Here is a 25,034-nt window from a genome sequence, read left to right as displayed (position 1 = left end):
AGTTTTTTTAAACTGTATTATAATGTATAGAAGGCTATCTGATATATCTTTGTTGCTTATTTGTTATAAATGTTACACGATGGAAACTATTAAACAATTTATTACCGATGGTAAAACAGATGAAGCCATTCGTTTGTTGGATGAATACATAGAAAAAAACGCTTTATCGGATGAAGCTTACTACTTGCGCGGCAATGCCTACCGCAAGAAAGGCGATGTTCGCCAGGCCCTCAACAACTATCTCACCGCCATCGACCTGAACCCCGACAGCCCCGCCCAAATCGCTCATAATCAGCTGATCTCTATCATGAACTTCTACAATAAGGATATGTTCAATCAGTAAAAATATTTTTTTTGATTTTGCTTAAGAAAGAATAGGTTGTAAGGATTTATTTGCATACTTTTACCTGCAAATAAATTTATTCTTAACCATAAATATCAAACTATGGAACCTACACTTATCGAAAGTAAGATTTATGAAATACGCGGCCAGCGTGTAATGCTGGATAAAGACTTGGCTGATCTCTATGCCGTGGAAACAAAAAATCTAAACAAGGCAGTCAAACGTAATCCTGACAGATTTCCTCCGGATTTTATGTTTCAGCTTACTGAAGAGGAATTTAATCATTTGAGGTTCCATTTTGGAACCTCAAGTTGGGGCGGCTCTCGATATATGCCGTATGCTTTTACCGAACAGGGAGTTGCAATGTTATCCGGCATACTACGCTCTCCTATTGCCGTACAGGTAAATATCAATATTATGCGCGCTTTCGTAAAAGTAAGACAATATGCCTTCTCTTCACCTATCAATCAAGCTGAATTGCTTCAGCTTAAAGAACAGATAAAACTTATTTTATCCCGACAATCCGAAATGGACGATGATATAGAAAGTCTGAATAAAGACCAGGAAACTAATGACCAGCTATTTGAAGAGATTATAAAATCCATCGCCGACATAAATTTGAGGTTACAACTTAAAACAACAAAACTGGATCGAATCAGAGTTAAGGGATATTTAAAATATGAATCAGATAAATAGTCAGTAAAAAAGGCCATATCTATCACAGATACAGCCTTTCAATCTTAATCAAAACTTATTATGGTATAATAAAATCTTATTTCAGCAAAGAACAGGGACAAAGATTGTCTTTCTCGATGTCTTTGAAGTAATTGTATGTGCCGACTTTAATTTCTGCACAGGCAGCTTCGTCGGCAACGATGATGCCTTTCGGGTGCATCTGCAAGGCGGTGATTGTCCACATCTGGTTGACAGCGCCTTCCACAGCCTGCTGCAAAGCGCGAGCCTTGTTGTGGCCATTTACCATGATCAATACTTCTTTTGCATCCAACACAGTACCCACACCAACCGTAACGGAAGTCTTCGGCACCTTGTTTACGTCGTTGTCGAAGAAACGGGAATTAGCGATGATCGTATCTGTAGTCAGAGACTTAACGCGAGTACGTGAAACCAGAGAAGAGCCCGGTTCGTTGAAAGCGATATGCCCGTCAGGACCGATGCCGCCCAGGAACAGGTCTACACCACCTACGGCTTTCATCTTGGCCTCATAAGCTGCACATTCCGCTTCCAGATCTTCTGCGTTACCGTTCAGGATATTGACATTCTCCGGCTTGATATCGATATGGCTGAAGAAGTTGTTCCACATGAAAGAATGATAGCTTTCAGGATGATCTTTCGGCAAGCCGACATACTCATCCATATTGAAAGTGATGATATTCTGGAAAGAGATCACTCCCTGTTTGTTCAGTTCGATCAGGTTCTTGTACATGCCTAAAGGAGAAGAGCCGGTAGGCAAGCCCAATACAAATGGTTTCTCTGCTGTTGGATTAGCTTTCTTAATCTTTGCAGCTACATAATTGGCAGCCCACTTTGAGAGTTGCTCGTAATCAGGTTCAATAATTAGTCTCATAATGCTTTTTTTAATTTAGTTCTTTCGTTCCTAAAAGTAATATCTTTATTCTTTCCAACCAAGAATTTTCAATTCTCAATTCTCTTTTTTCAATTTTTCAGCCATTGCTTCTCCCAAAGCCCAGCACTCTGCATATTTATCAGCATTCAAAGCCTGCTTTTGCTCGACCGGAACACCGACAACTTCCCATTTCATCTTTTCGCCGAAAGCAGCCAGATTCTTTACTGCCGCACCCGCCCAGGTGAAAGAGCCGAAATATCCGTACAGACGGTTCTTCACTTCGCGCGTTTCGATCTTATCGAGGATCGATTCTATTTCCGGGAACAGGCGGTTGCTGTAAGTCGGACTACCGATGATCAGGCCTTTATACTTGAAAATATCTTTCAACACATAAGAAGCGGGGCTTTTGCTGACATTGTGCATCACGATGTTCTTCACACCGTTTGCCGCCAAAGACGCTGCAATCGCTTCTGCCATCTGCTCTGTATTGCCATACATACTGCCATATACGATCGCGACACCATCTTCACCTTCATAACGGCTCATGCGGTCATAGATATCAATCGCTTTTGCCGCATATTCACGCCACACCGGGCCATGAGTCGAACAGATCGTCTGGATATCCAACGCCGACAGCTTCTGCAAAGCACGCTGTACGGGATTTCCATATTTGCCGACAATATTGGAATAATAGCGGATCATCTCCTCCCAATAATGTTCCACATTCATTTCCGAATCGATCACACCGCCGTCCAATGTCCCGTACGTCCCGAAAGCATCTGCTGAAAAAAGGATTTTATCCGTCGAATCAAAAGTGACCATCACCTCCGGCCAGTGCACCATCGGAGCCATATAGAAAGACAACTGATGACGGCCTATGCTCAACGTATCGCCTTCCTTCACTTCATACAACCCTGTTATAATGTTATGATAGCCGGCCAACATTCCGAAAGTCTGCTTGTTCCCGATGATCTGCACATCCGGATATTGCTGGCGCAACAAACGGATACTGCCCGCATGATCGGGTTCCATATGGTTCACGATCAGATAGTCCAAAGAACGTCCGTCAAGTGCATCCGCAATCTTTTTCAGGAAAATATCGGAATAACATACATCCACCGTATCGACCAGGACCGTCTTTTCGTCCACGATCAGATAGGAATTATAAGACACACCGTAAGGCAAAGGCCACATATTCTCAAAAAGAGCTTTCTGCCGGTCGTTTACACCTACGTAGTAAACTTTATCTGCTATTTCTTTTAATTTGTACATCTTGTTAATTGAAAGTTGAAAATTGAAAGTTAAGACTTGGGAGACACATCTCCTTTCTTCAGTGCACGCCATACGAAGTAGATCCCGGCTAAAACAAACGGAATACTGAGCCACTGCCCCATATTCAGCATCATATTAGCCTCAAACTCTTCCTGATTGTTTTTCAGGAACTCGATGAAGAAGCGCGAACCGAATACACAAATCATAAATACGCCAAAGATAAGTCCTTCCTTTTTCCAGGCATTCCTTTTGAAATAAAGCCACATACAGATAGCGAACGTCACTAAATAAGCACCCGCTTCATAAAGCTGTGTCGGATGGCTGGGAACGGTGAAGATAGGCTCCGCCCCTCTTTTCCAGGCGTGTAAATTCTCAATAAAACGGAAACCCCACGGCAAGTCGGTGGGATGTCCGTATATTTCATGATTCATCAAATTACCCAAACGGATCATAGCCGCAACAAGGCCGGTCGGAACAACCAGCTTATCGAATGTCCAAAGCATACTGCGATGACTGACCCGCTTGGAATAAAAGTAGACAGCTATAATTATACCCAACGTTCCCCCGTGGCTGGCGAGTCCTCCTTCCCATATCTTCAGTATTTCGATCGGGTGAGCAAGATAATATTCCGGAGCATAGAACAGGCAATGTCCCAGGCGGGCACCAATGACAGTCCCAAGCATCGTATAAATCAGCAGGGAGTCGATCCATGCCGGATTGAGTTTTTCTCTTTTCCACATCTTCTCCACAATCTTGTAACCGATCAGGAATCCGATGGCGAATGCCAATCCATACCAGCGTATTTCACGCGAACCAATGGAAAAGATGGCGGGGTCAGCCGTCCAGGTAATAAAATCAAGCATAATCTTTTCTAATTGTTAAACAAGGTGTTTAATCAAGTCTTCTCTGTCGCCATAAAGCATATCAATCACCGGCAATTCGATCATCGTGTAAGCGCCGGGCTGTTGCTTGAAACTTGCGCGGGCCACACAAACCAGGATCTGTGCAGTAAGAGCGGGGTTGTTGATCTTCATGTCGAACTCGATCAACTGGTTCTGTGTCTTACCGGAAACGCCTTTGCGAACGAGGTTTACACCATGTCCCATATCTTTCAGGTCATCCACACAATCGACCTGGATCACATGCGTTTCGTCGTGTACAAAATAATCGTCCGCCTTGATAGCGGCAGCAACCTTATCGAATTCATATCCTTCTTTCACTTCGATATAAACCATACGGCGGTGAACGCCTGTTCCCATCGGGATTGTCATAGACAGGGCAGCCTTTACACCTTCGATTGCTTTAACGGCAACCGTATGTCCCATACTCATACCCGGACCGAAGTTTGTATATGTAATACCTTTCGGAACGATAGCCTGCAACAAAGCACGAACGATAGAGTCGCTTCCCGGGTCCCATCCGGCAGAGATTACCGCCACGGTATTATGAGCCTTAGCCACAGCGTCCAGCGAACGGCGCAAGTCGACAATACTTCCGTGAATATCGAAGCTATCCACCGTATTGATACCTAAAGAAAGGATTTCTTTGGCATACGTTTCAACGCTACGGGTCGGAGTCGCCAAAACAGCAACGTCCACTTTATCCAGTTTTGTGATATTATCAGTGACAGTGTACCCTTTCAATTCGTCCGGAATATCATTCGGATTACGACGTACAACACCTGCTACTTCAAAATCAGGAGCAGCTTCCAGGGCCTCTAATACATACTTCCCAATATTGCCATATCCAACAATGGCAGCTCTAATCTTTTTCATACTTTAGTTTTTACTTTTTCTTCAGCCACAAAAGTAGTTATAATTAAGGGATTGACAAAAGAGCAGCGTGTTGTTTTTGTTTAAATCCTATCCATTCACTCTTTCATTATGCAAATCTTGAACAGAGATAGAATATCAAAACTGACAATTTTGTTAATCATATATCTTTCGGCGGTAATGGAAGATATTATTTGATCGTAACAAAATATAATACTTTGCATAGAGATATGCGAAAGAATGTATAAGTTTACAGCAACTTAAAACGCACCCTGAACAATATCTCTCCGGGGCGTAAATCGTACTCGGTATAATAGCGTCCCGTCTCATTAAAGACAGTCGATACATACCGACGGGTATTAAAGAGGTTCGTATAATCCAAACGGAACTCCACTGCTTTTAAGGTATATGACAGGTTCAGATCGGCAAACCACATATTGCGACTTCCGGAACGAATCGCGTCATTATAGAAATGCTCGCACGACAAGCCTGCGATCAATTCCTTAACCGGTAACCAGTTGAACGATAACCGCTGGGAAAGTAAACAGACAGGAGCAACAGGCAACTCGCTCTCCTGAAACAGGCTTTTATTCCATGTTCCCCGGATTTTATAATCAAAGATTATTTTTCGATTCAATTTCGCATGAAACGAACCACCTAACGAAACAGCATGAGACCGATATCCGGAAATCATCCCCTGCAAAATCTGTAAAGAACGATTGTAACGGTAATCGGCCTTCAACGAAAACGAAGATTTTATCGCATCCAGGTCTTTTCCTATCACAAGGTCAGAAAAAAGCGACTGGATATTGTTGGGATGCTGCAATGTCGACTTGCGCATCAAAATTCCTTCATACAGATATTCGCTCAGCAAACGAGAATGCGTATGCGTATAATAGGTCGTGAAAGAACCGAACATAGAAGAAAACGGACTCTTATAATCCAATATCCACCAAAGCGTATGTTGCTTCTGCCGGTCGCGTATCCCGTCATTCCGCAAAAGCTCCCGGTAGGAAGTCATAACACTTCCGGTATAAGCCTCTTCTATTCCCGAAACCTCTTGAGAAAACGAATAATTTAAAGAAGAAGACAGATAAGCCGAAACCCGTTGTTCCAAGACCAGAAACGGCTCCACAAAAAGATAATGGGAAGTATGCGTCTTCTCTCCGACTATATTGTCCCGCTCACGAACCAACAGATAGCGAACCGGACAAAACAGATGGAAATTCATGTTAGACCCTAATGTAAAACTATGCGCAAGATGAAGTTTCCACTCATAAGATTCCCGTTTCAGGTCATTCGAGAGCGAGTCTCCTCCAGCCGTTTCCACCGCGTTATCCACAAGCAACAGATCACTCTTCAAATGCTGGATACGGACATTAAAGTCCAATGAATAATTTTGCACCACCGCCCCTTTCCGGCCATACGTAAACGAGTTGGCCGCAGTAAAATCTTTCATCCGGGCTTTTTGTTTCATCCAAGCCATCTCCGATGTGGCAGGCGGCAATATTCCGTCATACAAAACAGGAGAAACCTCCAATGTTTGCGACATATCTTTATAACCGGCAAACGACGTTACCTTAAACATATGCTGCTCGTCCGTTTTCACCCATTCAAACTGATTACTAAGTCCATATATAGGATTATCCAGATGCTCCCGAATCGAGTCACCGGTAAAAATACGGCCGTTTTCCTTATCCCATCGCCCTTCCGCCTTAATCCGGTCTTTCAAATAGAAATCATCCGTATTCGCGTTCAGTTCCACATTGGCATCCATCCGGTTCTGATACAATCGGGAAAAGTTACACTCCCTTATTTTCAAACAACTGTCGCCCGGCAGGTAATAATCAGTTTCCGTACTGTTCTCCCTCTTCGGTTCGTCATAAACATAATGGACATTCGTACTTAAAGTATAATGGTTTTTCAATGCCTGCAAATGATTCACCGTTCCAATATGCGCATCGTTAAAAAGATACCGCTGCTGACTCACTGCCGGTAACGCTGGCTTTAAAACGTGGAGAATATCCAAGTTTCGGACTTCCGGCTCCAAACTATATAAACTATTCAATTCGCCGGTAACGTCCCTCCCGGAGTTATCTCCCTTATAAACAGCCAAATCCTGTATCTTTTTAGAGAAATACATGCCCACCAGTTCATTACTTAGCAATAACGGTGAAGCCCCAGCCCCCAATTGTGCGGTAGCCAGAACGACACCTTTGGCCGACTTTTTTAATTTCAGATTTATAGCAGCATCAGATGAAGGCTCATAGTCCTTCAGCGCTTTGACCGGCTGATGTTTCTGCAGGACTTGCACAGTAGCAATATCATTCGGATTCAGATTATTGGTCGCAATCCCATACCGGTCTTTCAATAAATCCATATCCTCTATATAGAAACGGTTGATCGGATTATTCTGATAAAGAATCATCCCATTATCCAAGACCTGTATCCCCGGCATCTTCCGGAGTACATCTTTCAGCGTCCGGTCCGTCTCGTCCGTAAACCGTTCCACATTATAATTCAGTGTATCTCCGGACTCATTGATTTTAGGAGCAACCACAATGACCTCCTTAATTGAAATCACCTCATCCCCCACCACGAAATTAATCGTCTGGCTTTCATTTGCAATATCTTTTACCACTTTCTTCAGGTTAAAACCTGCAACCGCCAGAGTGAGGCTATCCTGTTTCCCATTATAAACAATCTGATATTCCCCCTTTTCATCCGATTGGGTATAAGCCAAAATCCGATTACTCCTAAGCGCATAGAGACTGACAGTCGCAGCATCTACGGCTTGTCCGGCTTTCTTATCCGTAATAGTTCCCCTGATCAGGGTTTGTGAAGATAAAGAAGATACCAGAAAAAGGCAATATAGTACACACCGGAACTTCATTCCCGCTCCAGTTCGTCAAATATACGTTTATCAGCTTCGAAACTCATCGAGAAAGTACCGTCAGTACCTAAAAAATGCCGTTTATTGTTTTTCTTAAACGCTAACTTCCTTATTTGTTTTCTATCGGTCGTCACATATTGGTCTTTGTTCATCGTAATAGGAAAAGAGTCCAGTTTTTGGAGCCCAATCGCCTGAAAGATAAATAGACCATCGTCAACCAAAACTTTTAGAATAAGTCCCGGCAATCCATACAACTTCCAGGGACCATCTTGTAATGGGATATCCGGTGTGAACCAGGCAACATATCTCCTACCTCGAAAAGTAGTTTCCGCCTTTTGGGAGACATAGCCTAAAATGGTCATTGTATCTTCCTTCAACTCCCATGATTGGAGAGGTATCTCATCCATACATTTATACATTTCAGTAATAGAACCATCTATGATAGTCGCTTTCTGCCTTTTTCTGTCTTTATACAACACGGCAGTCTCTCCCTTGCTCAGCAGTTCCCGATAATTCCCGCCGCCTTGCCCACGTAAAGCATCGATTTCCCCTTTTGTCATATGTTGCCTAATCAACTTGACACGAGGTCTTAGCTTTTCACCTTCAGCTCTATCCAGAGAATCCCGCATAATACGGTTCTGATCATAATACACAGAATACTTCGGTCCTATATCCAAAGTAAAAGTATCAACCACCTGTTCTTTCACCCCCTCATTCAAACAATATTGGGTAAATTCATACCAGCAACGGAGAGACGCTTTATCCAGAATTTCTTTTTTCAGCTTTCCCTCTATTCTATCTGATGTGCTTTTAGACATCACAAATTGGGAGTACAAAGGATTATTGATGACTACCAGAAAAATCAATAGGAATATGTTTTTCATGCCATTGCTTATTTATGGTTTCTTTGTAAAGATAGGGACTATAAAATGATAAACAATGACAAAATTCAAAAATCCCCCATATTTTTACTATCTTGCCCCTTGAAACAAAAAGAGTGAGCTATGAATAACAAACTTCTATACGTCGAAGAGACCATATCTTAGGGACAATGATAACCCAGGCATTGACTGACAACGGATTCGAAGTAGACTTCAGGACAACCTTAGATAAACTCGAGGAACATTTATCTACCACATTACCGGATCTATTGATCCTGGACATCGAAGTGAATGGCAAAAGCTGTCTCGATATCCTGCCGGACATTCGTACACAAGATCCAAAACTACCGGTCATCATCGCCTCCTCACATACGGACGGCACCGAAATCATCCGCAGTTACGACGCAGGAACCAATCACTACATCAAAAAGCCGTACGACATCACGGAATTGGTATTTCAGGTCCGAAGCCTGTTGCAGCAATCCGAAAAACAGACGGTAGCGATATGGGAAATCGGCAATTATCAAATAGACACAGCCAAGCATCTTCTGATTTATCCGGATAAAAAGAGAAAGGCCTATCCCCTAAAGAGTTTCAGGTTTTGCAGAAATTATATTCCAACAAAGGACAAGTTGTCACACGCAAACAATTACTCGAAGAAATATGGGGGAATGATTCGAGCGACGAAAGCCTGAATAACATCATCACTCAACTTCGCAAGAAATTCCAGCAGGATCAACATATTAGTATTCAAAGGTATCCCTGTATCGGATACCAACTGGATTTCTGACAGGTGATCAAACAAAGAGACGTAAGACACACAGACTTCGCGTCTCTTTCCTATATTCAATCAGAAATGAAACCGTATCCCCGCATCAAAGTGTAAACGGAAGATGCCGGAATGTTCATCTTCTTTATATTCTATAAAATCCTGTTTTGGCAGAGAACCGCCGATGTAGCCGACATTCGCACCAATCCCAATACAATCGGACAAATAATATTCCGCGCCAAACAAAAAATTATACCCGACACCAGACAGCGAAACGCTTGTTCCTTTAGCCGACTCCCGGTATTTGAAATAGCCGACGCCGAACTTTTCTTCAATCCCCCAACGCCCCACCTTCTGTTTCATAACGAATTGAGGCGCAACGTATGCAAGCCCCACGTTCACGTCTATATTCGAATAAGTATAGGATGACTTATACCCCGAATACATCAATCCGGCGCCAAAACCGCTCCTCGACACCCAATCATAACCCAATTGCCAATCCATGCCGTTCTTGGGATGTCCCGATGCTCCTTGCGGCAGATAGAACTTATTGGTCATAAAGGCATAACCTACGCTGGCATAAAAGGCATTATGCTGAAAAGCACTTTTTACCGTACCGTTGTTATCATCACGATCCGAAGTCGATAGTACCGGAGCCGTACTCATTTCCAGCCCTGTCGTATCGCCGATCCACAACATATTGCCTGCTATCTGGTGGCAACTGCTCCCCAAAAGCGAAGGTTTCCGGTGATCGGTCAAAGCCAAAGCATTCCCACCATTCTTGGCCGTTTCCTGTTTTGCCAATGCCACAACCTGTTCGTAATTACATTTGGTGGACGCCCCACCATCCACAACTCGCACACTTCCGATCAACTCAGCCGTTTCAGGCACAGCTTGACCGACTCCATACATACGGACATCATTCGCTGTCACCCGGGAAGGGTACTTCTTTTCAATGTGCGTGAGCACTTTGGGGGCGCAACTGCCTAAAAGGAGAGGCAGGAGCAGAAACAATATTAATTTGTACATTTTTTTCTTATTAAAAAATCAACAACTAAATCTATTTAATAAAACTATCGCATAATAAACGGATACATCATACCTAATGAATATCGATCCGTCTCATTCAAATCGTTCGGAGCAAAAATAGGATACAAAAAATCTGACTCGATCAGATATACAAAATCGCATTCTAAGGAAGCATCATGCAACAATAGCTTATTCCCAATCTTTTCCCATTTCCCTTCTGCAATCTTAGCAACATACCGTTCTATCAAAAAATAGATTTGATAATTAAAACCCTTATCTAAACAGACATGAATATATTGATTGCAGTAATCACCTAATTGCAATGGGACCCTATCCAAGCTTAATTTATTTAAATATCGTTTTTCATTTTTCTCTTTATTCTTGCATTCTTTTCTTATATCTAAAAAATGTTCATACTCAAAATAATCGTATTCATCCTCATATGAAAAACATTTATCCTTCATAAATAAGAATCCTTTATCAACAATAAGATCTGAATCATTCTTCCTTAACACTATAGTAGAATTAGTCATTACATCATTTAGAATAAAATGATTATCATCCGTATCAATCGAACCAAAAGACAAAAACAAGCATAAAATACTATCACTTCCAAACGCAGATTCTTCCAGAGTAATACAAAACTCTTTTCTTGTTTCTAGTACAAGCAAATAACACATAATGCTCCTATTATAAAAAGGGTTATCCATTACATACATACGAACCAATGACTTTTCTGAATTATCTTGCATATGAAAATATTTTTTACATCCAGTTGATAATTATATGCCTAAATTATTACCACGAAAATCTTAAAAATTTTGGGAGAGCATAACTATCAGGATAATACCCCCAACTATTAAGTCTGATTGCAGTTTTATACATAGAGAAAGCAGCACCCATGTTTCTCCCCCCCACATAAGTTCCTACGGAATATCTATATGCGACGCTTTCTGAAAAAGAACTATTAAAAGTATTACCAAATGCATCATAATGATATGCATGAATCAATTCATGCCCTGCAATTGCTTGAAAATCCAACATATTATTTACTGCATATTTGGGGGATATACGAATTAATGTCTTTCCTGTAGAAAATCGTTTAGTAATTCCTGCAATTGTATTACCTTTATTATCAACATATATGCCATCAGAGGTCATCCCTAAGCCATTCCCTGCTTTTGTCGTCATCCGCTCTATACCTATATCCCCTTCACTCACCCCAAATTCTTCAAACATCCTTACTTTCAGTTCTGCTTCATTACTCTCTACATAAGCCCCACTATTATTATAACTTTTAGCATTCACCTTATATTCAGACTGTTGACTCACTGAGCCTATAACAAAATTAGAGGTTTTGGAACCATCCCAAAAACTATACCCTTTAGCCATATCCGTAAAACCACGAACCAAACCTCCAGATACTCCCCCAAATGCCGCAGCAAAACCACCGCCTATTAACCCAGCTTTCAGCCCTGCACCAAAACCTGTTCCAGCTAACCAAGCATTTCCTGAACAGCCGACAAAGCCGCCACTGAATCCACCAGCTAAGCCAGAAAGACTTCCGTTTATAAAACCACCTGCAGTCAATGAACCAGCAACTGCTCCTCCAGCCCATGCACCAGCAGCACCAGAGGCAGCTCCGACAAATAAACCTTTAAGCATATCACCGGCCAACCCCCAACCACTCTTATCACTGGACATCATGGCTGTACCCATACCAATCCATCCACCTAAAATTGCAGCTATAAGTATAAAGCTTTCACCATTTGGATCTTTATACGACAACGGATTATTCAACGCATACGTATATCCATTATAGGACTGCGTAAAATCCGGCACCTGGATTATCGGATCCGGGCTTAAAAAACGTCCTAACACCGGATCATACAACCGAGCATTCATATTGATCAAGCCAAACATTTCCAGATGTTCATGCCCTGTGAAACCACGGTCGAACTTCATCTCCGGCAAATCGGAATAATTATCCCAATTCGTAGCATTGCGCCTAAGCCCCCATGCATCAAAGCTCAGTCGTTGTACTTCATTGCCTGATGCGTTTGTAATCAACCATGGAGAGCCTACATGGTCGTTGTGGAAATAATACATTCCGGCATCAGAGCCACCTTCCGTATAGACCGCTGCAATTTCTCCTCCGGCGTAAATATAATAATTTTTTCGCGTTATTGAACCTTTTTGAACTTCTTCGTATGGACCACTGTAGTATTTTGTAAATACTGTCGAACCATTCTGTACATATTGGCTTTTCACACGGCTATTCTCACCGTTATAAGTCAATGTGTATATTTTATTCCCTTCAGAAAGCTGTACAGGCATACGAACACTGTTATAAGTCACCGTCAAATCCAAGTTTGGCAATACAGTATTCGAACTGGAAGAAAGACTGCTGATTGCATGCGGATGAGTAGCATCATACTGATAGTTACCGACATCTGCCTTAGCTATGATATTACCATTCTCACTATATTCCACCCCTGTCGTCAAACGGTTCATACTGTCGTATGTGAAATTTTCGCTTTGAGAACTATACTGTTCGTTCCGACTCTTTATATTACCTCGGGTATCAATATTCTGATAGCCGATGCTCAACATTGATGTTGTTCCTTTCATTGCTCTAATAGCAGTAGGAACACCTATCGTATTATAAGTATAACTTCCCTGTAAGTTATTGCCTAACACAGTTGATAGAATCTGTCCTTTCGCGTTCTCATCACTCTTTTGCCAAACAGTCGTCGAACTTGGTTGCCAGATGATCTGATAAAGATCCCCATTTACATACTCATATTTCACAGACTTTAAATTTGGATAAGTCATTGTCTCCAGCTGACCTTTAGTATTATAGCCATACGAAAACTGGAACGACCGGCTATCAACCGTTTCCGTCTTTGAAGACAATCGTCCATAATTGCCATAACGGAAGTCCGTTTTTACGCCACCATAGGCAATCGAACTGACTTGCCCCTTATAAGTAGGATCATACGTATAAGAAAATACATCCGTTCCTCTTTTATAAGATTGAAGACGTCCGTTATTTTCATAAGTATATTCCTCCTTTTCCCCTCGGGCATCCGTCTGTTTCTTCAAACTACCCCAGCCATCATATTCATAAAGAATAGTTCCGGCATTCGGGTCTACCAATTTTGTACGGCGTCCCAACAAATCATATTCCATTGAAGAAGTAGCCGAACCACAAACAATCTTGACAGGATCGCCGGTCGGCCCATACGTATAGGAGATTTTACCTCCCGGATCCGTCACTGTTTTCAATTTACCACCAGCATCCGTTTCCCGAACAGTTGTATAACCTTTCGTTCCGTCATTAACTGTCGTTTGGTTTCCAGAGTAACTATACGTAATTGTTCCTAATGGTGCCACTTGCTTACTAATCCTACCGTAATCATCATACTGGCTCGTATGATACAGTACTGCAGATGAAGAACTCCCTGAAAAATAAGGTTCAGACACTTTGACCGCACGCCCTTGTGCATCGTATGACGTTGTCGTATAAACTTCCTTTCCCGAAAAAGTCTTATGACTCGCCTGAATTTCGCGGCCTAAAGCATCATACCAAGTCTTTGTTACCAACCCATCTCCTGCTGTTTCAGTACGAAGGACTACCGAATAGGCAGGACTGCCATTGCTCCAAGTCCAACTTGTCGATATGGCATTATCGGATGCTGAAGTTTGCGAAATTGTTTTTATCTTACCAAAACCATCATAAGTATAAGTTGAGACATTCCCATTTATATCTGTTTCGGAAGATAACAATCCGGAAACAGGATCATAAACGGAAGTCGTGACCTGTCCCAGCACATCTTCATATGTCTTTAAAAATCGCCCACCTTCATACCTATAAGATTCAGAGCGAGCTACATTTCCAACCGTTACTGTTTTAGTTGACACATTTCCAAAGTTATCATAAGTATAGGCTGTTACTGATTTATAAGATGTTTGATTCGGTTCAACCGTTTGCGTTCGTAATAATCCGTTTGTGCTGTCATAAGAATAATCAACAGTATTCGTTAATGAACTCCCCCCCACTGTACTGACGCTTACACTCCGGGTCAACAGACCAAGAATCCAATCCGTCGCATTATTACTATATGTATTCGTTACTTTCTGAACATCCCCATTTCCATAGGTTGCCGTTTGACTCAATATATTTCCATATTTATCATAGGAATAATTAGTAGTCACGGCTTGAACGACTTTATTAGTTGTAGGCTCATACGTTTGTTCCTTGGTAGACGTTGCCTGATAAGTAAATGTTCCATATACGTCCGAATACTTTGTCAAGGCATTCGTATAATCAGACTGCACCAGTTTCCGATTCGTAGGAGCATAAATCTTTTCCACGCTTTTTATGGCCGCTTGATAATAAGTATCAGAGAACTCCTGTGTGATAGTTGTTTTTACAGAAGAGCTTTGATCATTCATGACCGTCTTCGTAAAGCCTAAAAATCCACGTCCGCGTTTAAAAACCTTTGCGTTTTCATAACTATACGAAATAGAGTTCATTCCACCGATGCCATTACTGACACTCACATTTGAAACTAATTTGAATGGAGCAGTAAAAGACATACAGTCATATTCAGAGACTGTAGCAGAGCCACCCGTTGGCAACGTTTTCGTATAAACAGAAGGATCTGTCATTTTCTTATAAGAAACAGAAGTCACATTTCCATGCGAATCAGTAACTGATTTCAGCAAATTCGACAAATCTGCTTTCGGCATATACAATTGATATCCTTTCCATGTAAAAGGAGTAGATACAACCAAAAAGCCTAATTTCCCATCTCCTCTTGTATCCAAAGGATAAAAACTCCATTTGTCTGAACCATACGTGTACACACTTGCATATTCTTTAAAATTCCGACCATTGTCATACCCTATAAAACATCTGAGAGCACTTAATTTGTCCGAAGTTTTATCAACAGCAAAAAAATCATCGCAACCATCGCCATTCAGATCACAAACATATATATCCTTAGAATACGTAGCAAACTTTTTGGGGAAATAATATCTTTCAAATTCGGCACCTGTAGATAACAAGGTCAACCATTCGTTCCATTCCGTATTATTCCAACCAGTTAATAACATATCGACTTTTCGATCGCCGTTAAAATCCCCGAAACTGATTTTATGTTTCTTTGTCGGTAAAGATCCAGTCCGGCTTCTATGCATAGAACCTCCTCCGTTGTTATCCAAATAATCATAACCGTCATCCCGCAAATTCATAATTTCAGCCAATCCGTCACCATCAAAATCCCAAACTTCAACTTGATCCCAACTCATGTCGGATAAAATTCGTCCGGTTGAAGTTGTTTTAAAAGCGGTCATAGTACCGGAGGAATAACCTGACATACAAATTTTATAATCCTCCAACCCGCTTTTATTTGTATAATAGACAAACAGATCCATCGCCCCATCACCATTGAAATCTGCAACCCGAACTCCATGAGGGCGGGATTCTGTCGTAACGGCAGGGCCTGCTTGAAAACCACTCCCCGTCCCGTAATAAACAAAATAATTATAATATGTAACCGAAGCCAGGCTTTCCGCCAAACCATCCAATAAAGAATCCCCGGCTGTAACAGTAGCTTCTTCATCACCGTTAAGGTTCTTTGTCACAGTTTCTCTACATGCCAGAAAATCAGTAATACCATCCCCATTAAAGTCTCCGGCTATTGGTTCCTTATATCTTTCCGGAAGAGTTCCACTTCCATAATAAGAAAGTTTATTTCCATCCGTATCAGCACAAAACAACTTCCAACCGGTCCAGTCTGCATCTTCCATCGGCGTAGCCAAAAGATCTGTTCTTCCGTCTCCGTTATAATCTCCCAAAGAAATATAGGCTTTATTTATATAAAGCTGGGCATTAGTCGATTGATCATAAATAACTTCTTCATGAGTATAATCTGTGTTTTTATACCAGTCGAATACAATCGGTTTAAGAGTCTCGTTATTCATACCAGTAACTGTCATCTTAGACAGAAGATAGGTAAAATCGTTTCCATCATAATTATAAGTCATGGAATATTTACGATATAAAGATGTACCATAATAAATTCCAATTTCACTTAACAATTTGCTTTCTTTAAACTTACTCCCTTGTATATAATTCAAATTGACATCATAACTACGACTCGTATATACGAATTTCACAGAGCAATAAGGTATACTGCTTACGTTACCGGTATAATCAATTTGTTTCAACCGAATTTCCCCATTAGCTTCATCTTTCTCGTACGTATATGTATAATAATTACCAATACGATCACTCACTTTATTAAGCATCCAAAACGCCACTTGATCTGTATGAGGTGCTTGGGCACACAATCGGGAGTCCGCAGTACTCCCATATTCCATAATCAACCCATCTTTTGTCCGAACTTCAAAATAAGCAGAAGATGTATTCGGAGAAAAAATCTTTATTTTAGAATAAGGATTCATCTCCGTTCTATATTGTTGTGTTGTCCCGTCATACATCAGACGATTACCGTCAAGCATGTATTTATCCGTATCATCAAACTCTATATCACTGATATAACCACTATGAAATACAGTCGTATTAGCTCGTGTGATAGAAGATATTGCAGAAAGAGAAAAACCTTTTCCCATGATGCCATCACCCGAAAAGCTATTATAAACAATCGATACGTCCGGTCTTAATCCTGCTATACCTGGAGGTAAATCAATCGGGATATTATAGGTCGCATTACCGACAGGCCCAATATCAAAAGACCCGGAGATATTGGATGTATTCTGGGCCAACCCATGCACAGAAACAACTATTGATAACAGTATATATATAATGTATTTATTCATAAGTTTATATCATCTGATTATATTATTGAACGGCCTTTGCCCGTCGTAAAGTCCTATTCCCCGCAGCATCATAGGTAAATTCAAAAACCAAAGGCTCTTCTTTCTCGTTAATACTCAAAACACCTCCCAGCAACACCTCGAATGAGCCATGCAAGACAACATATTCCGGTGCAGCAAGCGTCAAATTGCCTGTATTGGCAATCGTCACTCCCCGTACGACAAGCGAATCACACCCCGTGACAGACCGTACCGAAGAAACTGTCTGATTTTCAAAAGTATTCACACAAGAACGGGTTGAATAAACCCGCGTAGTATCTGTCGGCTCTGTGGCTTTCATCGAATTAGAAAAGGACAACAACAAAAATAATGACAGATATACGCTAAAGGACATGCAATTCTTCATACTGATTAATTTATATACTTCTTTAATATATCTGCCTTTTTTCCGTCAACAAAAAGAGCATAAATAAATGTTCCGTAACCAATCTCAGAAGAGTCTATTTCGACGATGCTGTTACTACCTGTCAGAACAACTTTCTTCAATAATCTTCCCGAGATATCAAATACTTGTAAATCGGCAGCTGTAAAAATTGCTGGCAATGTGTAAGAGACGGATGCGCCTGCCCGGTTAAACAATTTCGCTCCCTCCACCACGCTCACCTCTTCATTGGAAGTCGATCGAAGCATAGATTTGGTTTCAGCCGGTAAAAGACTTTGCAATGTTTCGATCTCTTTCTGCTGATCCTGAATAGTTTGCTGCATCTGCTTCAGACTTTCCACAATCAGAGGAATAAAGCCTATATAATCAATAGACATGATTCCTTTTTCATCTGTCTGAACCAATTCCGGCAATACTTTCTGGATATCCTGAGCCATAAAACCAATACGTTTGCGGTTCGCCTCTTCTTTTTCTCTCTGCTCTATTTCTTTTTTTATTCGCTCATTTCGCTGTTCTTTCTCTGTCAAAGCCGTATTGACTTCATTGGTAGCAGTTTCGGATGTTTCAGGAAACGCATTTTCTCCTGATTTACGATTGTTTTGAATCTCCGACAATCGGTAAGTATAAGACACTCCATCTACTCGTGACAGAATATCTATAGGATTCTCTATCGGCTGGATATTATCTTTCATCCGGGCATCAGATGTTATATTCACACCATTTACACGAAGATTGGTATTAAAAACAAAATTACTATTCTTGGCAGGATCATAATATGATATAACAGTACTTGCTTGATTTCCATAAGTCAAATAATAGCCTAATCTACCTTGAAACCACAACTGGTCTGAATCTGTATTTCCATATTCACCCCAAAAAGTATTCTTGGAATTAGTACCGAAATCTCCCAATGCTATAATGGCCCCAGTTCCAATATTATCTTTAGACCCAAGTACTAATAAAGAAGCCTGCTTTCCTTGATCTAAGCTTGGAATATTAGGCCCAGCCTGTACACGCCCATCCGACAAAACTCTCAACTGGGCATTCACATTGGAAAACAAACTGGCTAAAACGAAAAGCAAAAGAATTTTTATAGTTTTCATATCATTACTAATTACATATTATTACTTTTCTGATATTTGATTTGGCTCAGAAGAAATACTCACCTCAACCCAATACCACTTTCCTGTGTCAGGATTATAAACCCATTTACCTCCACTCTTTGCATTACCCCCTTTTAGAGTTAGCATTTCTGATTTCGTTAACTGTCTCATTTCTTTCGTATTTATTTTCCACAAAAGTCTAATAAAAGGTTTAGGCTGCATATAACAAAAACATCACATTTATATCACAAAAACATCATAAAGACAAAAAAAGCATTCTTTTATCACCAATTAATTCATAGATTTGTCATACATTTGAATCAAAGATCAGATTATTCTATACACTCATGAACCGAATAAGCATCATCTCTATAATCGGAATATTTACCTTATTGCTATCACAAGCATACTGGTTGAAAAACATGTATCAAAACCAAAAAGCAGAATATATTGAAATTGCAAATGATGTATTATCCCATAGTATAGATAATAAACTCCTTGTACGTTCCGGTCTTTTTGGAACACCTCAAAATCATTCAAGACCTAAATTAACGATTAAAAGTATGGATGAAATGACTCCGGAAGAAATCAAAAGCCACGAAGGAGACACCATCATTCTTACGACAGATTCTCAAAAAGATATGGAAATTGGGATTTCTACCATTTTTGCACAAAATGCCCAAGATGCTCTATTGGAAGAACAACCGTTCCCAATGAATTTATTAGATAGTATCATCAAAAATGAATTGCAAAAGAAGCTTCCATATTCGGCTTTTCTACTAAACTTATGCGATAAAAAAGGGAATATCCTGGATTCCAATTATAGTTCGTACAATCATAAACATCATACCATAACAGCCGTTCACACCATCGGGACAAAGGGGGAATTTTATATCAAAGCATTTATTGAAATTCAACCTCAAAAAATATTACAACAAATGCTTTACGCCCTAATCATATCATTCCTTATGACAATCATTATCTTCTATTGCCTGTATTACCAATTAATCGTCATCCGCCGTACCCGCAAGAAACTGCAACAGCAAGAACAAACCGTGCATGTGGCCATCCACGATCTGAAAGCGCCCCTCAACACCACTTACACCATTCTGGATTACATTTCCCAAAAAGAAACCGACAATACGCAAAAGTCTTTATTGCAGACCGGAAAAATTCAAGTTCGGAAACTGACTGAGACTATCGAATCCATGTTGGATGCCCACAAGAAAAAGCAAAATATCGAAATAAAGAATGTACAGGTCTGCCTACCAGAACTGATTGAACAGGTCAGACAGGAAGTCGCTCTTTTATTTCCGGCTAAAAAATATCAGTTCAAACTAAATAACCCAATTCCCATACATTATATATATACAGATCCCATTCGCTTGGAACGTAGCCTGCGCAACCTGCTCGAAAACGCATTGAAATATTCGGATGACGGAGTTCAGATAACAGTAATGCTATCACAAAAAGACAATCGATTTTCGATCGCCATACAAGACACAGGATGGGGAATCCCGCTAAAAGCGCAGAAAAAGCTCGGTAAAGAATACTACCGCGTCCGAACGGAAGGAAAAGACGTGCGAACCGGATATGGGTTGGGGCTTTGCAGCGTCAAACAACTGCTTCAGGAAGCAGGCGGAACTCTCACGTTGCATAGTAGCGAAGGAGCTGGGTCTGTCTTTACCATAACTTTCCCTGTATCGGAAGGAGAATAAAAGAAACTTTTTATCATTGCATTCTACAAAAACATAGTCATATAGACCGGAATATAATCGATTCCATTCTCCCTCTTATAATCCTTTGTATAAATCAGGTATTTGTTCATTATACGATCAGAATATTTAATACCAAACTGATCCAGCGACTTGTGAGACTTGTACCCAGAAGATTTTACCTCAATGGGAGATATCTTATGCTTGTCGGGGATGACAAAATCAATCTCATAATACTTCTTTCCTTCGGCATAAGGAATTGTATGGTAAAACAAGTTCTTTCCTGTTGCTTTCAGCATCTGAGCAATGACATTCTCGTAGACGTACCCTAAGTTTGTGCTAAGCTTGTCATTAAGCAATTTGTCATAAATGACGTTTTCTGTAATATCGTTATCTTTAAATGCAAGTGTTACGAATAGACCTGTATCCGATGCGTACATTTTGAAGTATTCTTCATTTTTCGTCAAAGCCAGACCAGCATTAGGGTCATCAGAATGAAATGCAACGTTTACCGTCATTGAATCCTCCATTTCCTTTATGATATTTATTACTCTTTCTACCTTTTCATCAGGAATGGTATTCCCCACCTGATAGCGTAATGTGTTTCTGCTTAACTGAGCAGGAATTGCATCAAACATTACTTTTGCCTTTCCAGACTCATCAATTTTCCCAAAATCCTCTTCATATAGAGCGATTATATCTCTTTTCGCCAAATCAACAGCTGAAAAATTGTTCGTTTTAATATATGCAGCAACAGCTTGAGGCATTCCGCCTACAAGCATATACAAACGAAAATCCCGCATAAGCTTACGGTGCACAGCATCTCCTAATGGCAACTTCTTTTCAAAAGCAGTACGCAATAACGGAATAGTCGCCGTATCGCCAAGTGCCCATCTGAATTCTTCATAATCCATAGGGAACATATTTACTTTTGTCTCTTCACTCGGAATGATTATATCGCGACTCTTTGATCTGACGGATATTAACGAACCTGTCTCAATATAATCATATCGATGATCTTTCACCAAATGCTTGATGGCTTGTCTTGCCAGTGGTTGCAACTGTACTTCATCAAAGATTATAACAGATTCTCTCTCATGCAATTGTACTTGATAAATAAATTGCAACCTCAAAAACAGATAATTCAAGTCAGAAATATCATTGAATAAATCACTTACCTCTTTGGATACTTTTGAGAAGTCAATCAGAATATATGATTTGTATTCATTACGAGCAAATTCCTCCGATATTGTGGATTTACCGATACGTCTGGCACCTTGTATCAATAATGCGGTATCACCATTGCGCTCAGATTTCCATTTGAGCATAGTATCGTACATTTTCCTTTTGAAATAAATCATATTATCTTCCATTGTCTACAATTTTATTGACAAAAATAGCCCCAAAAGGCATTCCCACCAAATTTAGAACTACGAAAATGCCGGTATCCACCAATTCTTTTTCTGTATTTTGCCGGTATCCACTAATTCTTTGCCAATTCTGGTGAATAATCAGGGGGGCTTATTGTACAAAATTTCTTTTCAAAGCCCCAAAACGCCCCCGAAAGCAAACAAATGTTAATCATGTTTTTCAGCCTCAAAAAGGGACTTTTTCCTCTTTTTCGGGAGTTCTTTGCCATTGCGACCGTCCTCTTCGCCATTATGACCGTCTCAATAGGTAGTGCACTCGGCAGCCCGCAAAGATTTAGACGGTCGTAATTGAGATTTGGACGGTCGTAATTGAAAAGAGGACCGTTTTCAGGGCAAAAAACCACCAAAATTTCCTTTGGATATTTGAAGCGCGGTCCGTTTTATTTTGCTACAAGCGATTCTCCGGGAGTTAAGGTTTATCACTTTGTCAGTCTTTTCGCCTTTCAGCAATCGAACTGCACGCTTTTTGTAATGTTCCCGGCATCTCACTCCGCCTGTTGTCAAAAAAGAGAGGTGAAACGATGAAAAAAGTCAATCAAAAATGGATCAACTTTTCGGACGAAATAGAAAAATGGCCGGAAAAGGGGGTTATTGTATCATTTAACAATTAACAAAAGCTATTCATACCGGACTTGAAAGTAACCCAAAATTGCTTTATAGTTATCTTGCGCAGTAAGCCACGATACACTATGCTATCGGCAAGTTTTACGCCAAAAACCGCCTTAAATACAGCGATTCTTACCGGTATCGGCAAGAATCGCATTTATTATCTTTTCTGAACACCGCTTCTTATTTCTCAAAACAGGCATCAAAAGCATGGGCCGACGGTTCGAAATCGACTTGCTTCACAAAAGCACAGGATTCGCGGGCACCATGCTCACGATCCATGCGGCTGTCTTCCCACTCGACTGAAAGCGGTCCCTGGTAGCCGATATCGTTCAAGGCACGGATAATCTCTTCGAACTGGATTTTACCACGTCCCAGACTGCGGAAATTCCAAAAGCGGCGGGCGTCGCCAAACGTCGAATGACCACCGAAAACACCGATCTGCTTAGGCGTATCGCTCCAATACACATCTTTCATGTGAACGTGGAAAATACGGTCGGAAAACTGATTGATAAAATCAACATAATCAACGCTCTGGTACCCCAGATGGCTCGGGTCATAATTGAAACCGAAAGCCGGATGGTAATTGACTGCCTCAAGCGCTTTCCGGGCAGAATAGGTATCAAACGCAATCTCGGAAGGATGGACCTCAAGAGCAAAACGAACTCCCAACTCCTGGAACGCATCCAGAACCGGTATGAAACGCCGTGCAAAATCAGCATATCCTTCATTTATCATTTCATCGGAAACAGGCGGAAAAGAATAAAGCCATTGCCAGATCGAACTGCCGGTAAAACCGGCTACGACATCCAAACCTAACATTTTAGCGGCACGGGCAGCCTGGATCATATATTCGGCTGCACGCTGGCGAATACCTTCGGGATCACCATCTCCCCAGATACAATCGGGCAATATCGATTTATGGCGTTGGTCTATGTTATCGCAAATAGCTTGGCCGATCAGATGGTTAGAGATACAAAACAGTTTCAAACCATATTTATCAAGCATAGCCTTGATACCCTGATAATACTCGGGATCTGTCCTCCGAACATCCAAATGGGAAGGCAAACCCAACTCTACACCATCAAAACCAAATGATTTTGCTTTTTCACAAACAACTTCCAGCGGGAGATCTCCCCACTGCAGCGTACATAATGTTACAGGACGTGCCATGTTTCTCTTTATTTTTAAGGTTACTACATTGTGTCTATTCGACAAATATAAAATTTCTTTTTAAATTTATCTGCAAATATTTTTTATTTCTAAAGTTTTATGTTTCCTTTGCTTCCGTTAGAAACAACAAAAAGCTTAGCTATGAAAAGAGAAGTGTTATATGCACTTGCCTGTGTGCTTTACCTGACAGGCTGTAGTAACAATCCCTCACTCGAGGAAGTCGTTAATCCGGAAAAAGAAATTTATCCCGTCCAATTCAGTATTCAAATGGAAAAAGAAGTCGTGTCTTTTCCCGCCACCCGCAGTATGCCCGATAATACAATACCGGAACCATCGGTGTCAAAAGCAGAGGGAGATAAAGAATTGAAGGAGTTATGTACTACTATCGAATATGCTGTATATCAAAAGACGGAAGAAGGGGATGCGCCCGTTTACGTCAAAAACAAACAATTCGTTTGCGATGCCTCAGACAAAGATATCGACTTCGGTATTGTCTACGACAGCCTGCCACAAGGGGATTATACATTTTATTTCCTGGCACATAACTCAAAAACGGCAACATTATCCAATTCCATTTTCTCTTTCGATAACGTTTCCGATACATTCTACGGAGCACTGCCCCTAAAAATAGGAGCTGCCGATGAAATCAATGAAGACATTACTCTGGAGCGCATTGTCAGCCGCATTGAATTTATGGCTACCGACCCGGTTTCCGATGGGCTCAAACAATTCGACATGGAGATCGACGGGGTAGCCAATCAGCTGGACATCACAACCGGCTTGGGGATCAAGACATTGGAAAAACAAACCCTTTCATATGTATTCAAGAGCGAAGACATTGGGATAGTAAACAAAACGCATTCTTTCTACACCTTCATTCCAGCGACCGACAACAAAATATCCGTCCACCTCTCCGCCATCGCCCAAAGCGATGAACTGATCCGTGAGCGGCAAATCGACAATATCCTACCGGAACAAAACAAAATCATCCGCTACAAAGGCCGCCTCTACAGCCGTTCAGAATCCGACGACACCTTCCAGATCAGCATTTTCAATAATGGGGAATGGGGAGAGGAAAAGGAAGAGGAGTTGCCGGAATGAGTAGAGAAACATCCTTTTAAAGCTCTTGATTAGAAGTTTTCTAAAAAAAGTTGCTCAACTGATAAACTTATTCT

The 25,034-nt window shown here is 40.9% G+C and carries 19 protein-coding genes and 1 pseudogene; 6 read left to right on the top strand and 14 right to left on the bottom strand.

The window, feature by feature from the left end:
• The first annotated feature begins 79 nt into the window (after nt 1-79).
• Both DW083_RS05035 and DW083_RS05030 read left to right on the top strand, forming a co-directional pair.
• Nucleotides 80-343: a tetratricopeptide repeat protein gene (locus DW083_RS05035; protein ID WP_122331653.1), complete on the top strand. Its 264-nt coding sequence runs from the start codon at nt 80-82 to the stop codon at nt 341-343.
• A gap of 102 nt (nt 344-445) precedes the next feature.
• Entirely contained in the window at nt 446-1,039 is a 594-nt protein-coding gene (locus DW083_RS05030) for an ORF6N domain-containing protein (protein ID WP_115499215.1), read from the top strand.
• Nucleotides 1,040-1,115: 76 nt separating this feature from the next.
• Here DW083_RS05030 and nagB read toward each other — a convergent pair whose 3' ends face one another.
• The 6 genes from nagB to DW083_RS05000 all read right to left on the bottom strand — a co-directional run bounded on the left by nagB (nt 1,116) and on the right by DW083_RS05000 (nt 8,749).
• Complete coding sequence (nagB, locus tag DW083_RS05025; protein WP_115499216.1) at nt 1,116-1,928, bottom strand: glucosamine-6-phosphate deaminase; 813 nt, start codon at nt 1,926-1,928, stop codon at nt 1,116-1,118.
• 75 nt (nt 1,929-2,003) lie between these two features.
• Nucleotides 2,004-3,200: an FprA family A-type flavoprotein gene (locus DW083_RS05020; RefSeq protein WP_122331652.1), complete on the bottom strand. Its 1,197-nt coding sequence runs from the start codon at nt 3,198-3,200 to the stop codon at nt 2,004-2,006.
• A 29-nt stretch (nt 3,201-3,229) separates the two neighbouring features.
• Nucleotides 3,230-4,063 (bottom strand): prolipoprotein diacylglyceryl transferase, encoded by an 834-nt coding sequence (gene lgt / locus DW083_RS05015; protein WP_115499218.1) that lies wholly within the window; start codon nt 4,061-4,063, stop codon nt 3,230-3,232.
• Between the two features lie 15 nt (nt 4,064-4,078).
• Nucleotides 4,079-4,975: a diaminopimelate dehydrogenase gene (locus DW083_RS05010; protein ID WP_115499219.1), complete on the bottom strand. Its 897-nt coding sequence runs from the start codon at nt 4,973-4,975 to the stop codon at nt 4,079-4,081.
• 247 nt (nt 4,976-5,222) lie between these two features.
• A complete protein-coding gene (locus tag DW083_RS05005; protein ID WP_122331651.1) occupies nt 5,223-7,865 on the bottom strand; it encodes a hypothetical protein in 2,643 nt (880 codons plus the stop codon).
• Nucleotides 7,862-8,749, bottom strand: coding sequence for a GLPGLI family protein (locus tag DW083_RS05000; protein ID WP_122331650.1), 888 nt, complete (start codon nt 8,747-8,749; stop codon nt 7,862-7,864). Before DW083_RS05000 ends, DW083_RS05005 begins: the two co-directional genes overlap by 4 nt.
• A 167-nt stretch (nt 8,750-8,916) precedes the next feature.
• Here DW083_RS05000 and DW083_RS22590 point away from each other — a divergent pair.
• Both DW083_RS22590 and DW083_RS04990 read left to right on the top strand, forming a co-directional pair.
• Nucleotides 8,917-9,144 (top strand): annotated as a pseudogene (locus DW083_RS22590) (response regulator); the annotation flags it as partial.
• Nucleotides 9,145-9,347: 203 nt separating this feature from the next.
• Nucleotides 9,348-9,536: a helix-turn-helix domain-containing protein gene (locus DW083_RS04990; protein WP_122331648.1), complete on the top strand. Its 189-nt coding sequence runs from the start codon at nt 9,348-9,350 to the stop codon at nt 9,534-9,536.
• 60 nt (nt 9,537-9,596) lie between these two features.
• On the opposite strand, the gene DW083_RS04985 is transcribed toward DW083_RS04990, so the two are convergent.
• From DW083_RS04985 to DW083_RS22080, 6 genes are all read right to left on the bottom strand, one after another.
• Nucleotides 9,597-10,544: an outer membrane beta-barrel protein gene (locus DW083_RS04985; protein WP_122331647.1), complete on the bottom strand. Its 948-nt coding sequence runs from the start codon at nt 10,542-10,544 to the stop codon at nt 9,597-9,599.
• A 44-nt stretch (nt 10,545-10,588) separates the two neighbouring features.
• Nucleotides 10,589-11,296 carry a hypothetical protein gene (locus tag DW083_RS04980; protein WP_122331646.1) on the bottom strand — a complete coding sequence of 236 codons (708 nt, stop codon included), beginning with the start codon at nt 11,294-11,296 and terminating at the stop codon, nt 10,589-10,591.
• 46 nt (nt 11,297-11,342) lie between these two features.
• Complete coding sequence (locus DW083_RS04975) at nt 11,343-17,393, bottom strand: RHS repeat-associated core domain-containing protein (protein ID WP_122331645.1); 6,051 nt, start codon at nt 17,391-17,393, stop codon at nt 11,343-11,345.
• Between the two features lie 22 nt (nt 17,394-17,415).
• Nucleotides 17,416-17,676, bottom strand: coding sequence for a hypothetical protein (locus DW083_RS04970; protein WP_147382088.1), 261 nt, complete (start codon nt 17,674-17,676; stop codon nt 17,416-17,418).
• A 125-nt stretch (nt 17,677-17,801) separates the two neighbouring features.
• Nucleotides 17,802-18,935, bottom strand: a complete 1,134-nt coding sequence (locus DW083_RS04965) for a tail fiber domain-containing protein (protein WP_122331643.1) — start codon at nt 18,933-18,935, stop codon at nt 17,802-17,804.
• Between the two features lie 21 nt (nt 18,936-18,956).
• Nucleotides 18,957-19,106 carry a hypothetical protein gene (locus DW083_RS22080; RefSeq protein WP_158582090.1) on the bottom strand — a complete coding sequence of 50 codons (150 nt, stop codon included), beginning with the start codon at nt 19,104-19,106 and terminating at the stop codon, nt 18,957-18,959.
• Nucleotides 19,107-19,282: 176 nt separating this feature from the next.
• Between DW083_RS22080 and DW083_RS04955 the strand changes: the two genes are divergently transcribed.
• Complete coding sequence (locus tag DW083_RS04955; protein ID WP_122331641.1) at nt 19,283-20,653, top strand: sensor histidine kinase KdpD; 1,371 nt, start codon at nt 19,283-19,285, stop codon at nt 20,651-20,653.
• 23 nt (nt 20,654-20,676) lie between these two features.
• Here DW083_RS04955 and DW083_RS04950 read toward each other — a convergent pair whose 3' ends face one another.
• Nucleotides 20,677-22,023 (bottom strand): ATP-binding protein, encoded by a 1,347-nt coding sequence (locus DW083_RS04950; protein WP_199659145.1) that lies wholly within the window; start codon nt 22,021-22,023, stop codon nt 20,677-20,679.
• Between the two features lie 846 nt (nt 22,024-22,869).
• Complete coding sequence (locus tag DW083_RS04945; RefSeq protein ID WP_122331640.1) at nt 22,870-23,859, bottom strand: sugar phosphate isomerase/epimerase; 990 nt, start codon at nt 23,857-23,859, stop codon at nt 22,870-22,872.
• 141 nt (nt 23,860-24,000) lie between these two features.
• Between DW083_RS04945 and DW083_RS04940 the strand changes: the two genes are divergently transcribed.
• Nucleotides 24,001-24,960, top strand: a complete 960-nt coding sequence (locus DW083_RS04940; protein ID WP_122331639.1) for a FimB/Mfa2 family fimbrial subunit — start codon at nt 24,001-24,003, stop codon at nt 24,958-24,960.
• The last annotated feature ends 74 nt before the right edge of the window (nt 24,961-25,034 follow it).

The sequence above is a fragment of the Parabacteroides sp. AF48-14 genome (assembly GCF_003477465.1).
GTDB classification, from domain to species: Bacteria; Bacteroidota; Bacteroidia; order Bacteroidales; family Tannerellaceae; genus Parabacteroides; species Parabacteroides acidifaciens.
The sequence above is the reverse complement of the archived record's forward strand: the minus strand, read 5'-3'. Positions and strand labels throughout refer to the sequence as shown.